The following is a 1684-nucleotide window of genomic DNA, read 5'->3' as shown; positions in this document are numbered from 1 at the left end:
AACGGCGCCAACGTAATCGTCGCTCCCCGGATGACCAGCCACCTCACACCATCACCTCCATGGAACGCCGCCCGGACAGCGACGACCAAGGCGGCGCGGTCGAACAGGAACAGCAACGCCAGCAACAGCGCCGCTACGAACAGTACTTGGACGAACACCAGCGCATGCGCCAGGACCGATTGCGGAATGCGAGCGCCAAGGAACCGGAAGAAGCTCCGTCGTTGCTGGGTTACGCGATGACGCGCTGGAAGAGTAAGCGCAACGGGCCCGCGAACGACCGCTGACTGCCAGCGGAATTACTCCGTGATGGGCACGGGATGAGCCGGGTCGATCACCTGGCCGTGAAGGTACACGCGTTGGATGTCGGCAAGCGGGGCCACCGCGAGGAGGGCTGCGCCCACCATTTCCAAGCCTTCTTCCATGTGGTAGGTCACGCGGTAGAGAAACCAGTGCGCTTCAACGCGGATCAGGTAGTCGGCAATGAACTCGAAACCCACGGCCGCACCCAGGAACGCCACAAAACCGCTCAACAGCAGTCGTCTGGGCGTCCGATGCAGGCGGCGTGAGGCGAAAAACGCCAACAGGATCACCACTACGGCAATCGGGGCGCCCAGCAGCACCCAGGTGAAGGTGAAACCGGTATCCGGGGCGAACCGCTCCACCACCAGGCCGAGCTTCTCGTGGAGCACGGTGGCGTCGTCCAGGGACATCAGCAGGGCAATGACGGCAATGAGCCGCCAGGAGAGTCGGGCGCTTCGGCTGGGAGTGTTGGCCGCGACCAGGAGCATAAGCGTTGCGCCCGCGATCAGCAGGAGCACGTTCCACCACATGGGCAGGTTCACTTCGGAGGTAACTTCAAAATAGTGGTAGATACTCAGATTGGGGGCCCACCACACGGCGAACAGGCTGAGCAGCGTAATGATGAGGGACACGATCACCGAGACCACCAACGGGCCCAACCAGAACGGCGTCTTGCTGCGAAGGGGGGTGGACCGACTCATGGATGCCTCCGGTTCGTCGTGAATTTTGGCTGGAAAGCAACCCACAGTTTATCGGCGCGTACGGCGCCGGGGCGGAACGTTCCCCACACGTGTTACCTCCCGTTCATATCGATCACTCCACGATGAACCGCACTCATGAGATACGCATGTGGGATTGGTGAAAGTTTTCTAATCTCACCGCTGCACTTTCTAAGCGCGACCTGCGGCAATGCCTCGAATTTCATCTTCGAGCAGTTCAGCGGCGCGATCCAAGTCCTTCTGGCCCGCTTGATGCATCAGGTGCAGAGCCAAGCCGTCCGCAAGAGCATGAAGTCGTTGACCGCTCCGCGTGGCGCCCTCGCTCGGCGTCTCTGAGTCCTCCCCGCGCAGAAGCCCGGCCAACCTCACGCATGCGTCGGCTAATTGTTGATGAGCGGAGTCTCGCAGGGCCTTGAGCTCAGGCACCGCCGTTGCCTCCGCAATCAATGCAACGTTGACGTCCATTTCCGCCCGGGTCTGCTCCGTAAAGGGCATCAGGTTCTTGATCACGGCCAGGACGTAATCCTCCGGACTCTCCGTCGGTGGTAGCTGGGCAATACGATTCAGCACCCGCTCCATCATCAGTTTCGCCGAGAACATGAGCAGTTCCGTGCGCGTGGGGAACACGTGCCGCAACGACCCCACAGCCAGGCCCGCTTCTTCCG

General features: G+C 61.4%; 2 protein-coding genes and 1 pseudogene. 1 reads left to right on the top strand and 2 read right to left on the bottom strand.

Features of this window, described 5'->3' with window-relative positions:
* Nucleotides 1-284, top strand: a pseudogene (locus tag Q4E95_RS13630) (hypothetical protein); the annotation flags it as partial.
* Between the two features lie 12 nt (nucleotides 285-296).
* On the opposite strand, the gene Q4E95_RS13625 reads toward Q4E95_RS13630, so the two are convergent.
* Both Q4E95_RS13625 and Q4E95_RS13620 read right to left on the bottom strand, forming a co-directional pair.
* Nucleotides 297-1001 carry a hypothetical protein gene (locus tag Q4E95_RS13625; RefSeq protein ID WP_303383807.1) on the bottom strand — a complete coding sequence of 235 codons (705 nt, stop codon included), beginning with the start codon at nucleotides 999-1001 and terminating at the stop codon, nucleotides 297-299.
* Nucleotides 1002-1190: 189 nt separating this feature from the next.
* Nucleotides 1191-1684, bottom strand: a 494-nt coding sequence (locus Q4E95_RS13620) for a TetR/AcrR family transcriptional regulator (protein WP_303383806.1), incomplete at its 5' end; no start/stop codon positions are given.

Source organism: Kocuria sp. (genome assembly GCF_030536815.1).
GTDB lineage: Bacteria > Actinomycetota > Actinomycetes > Actinomycetales > Micrococcaceae > Kocuria > Kocuria gwangalliensis.
The sequence above is the reverse complement of the archived record's forward strand: the minus strand, read 5'-3'. Positions and strand labels throughout refer to the sequence as shown.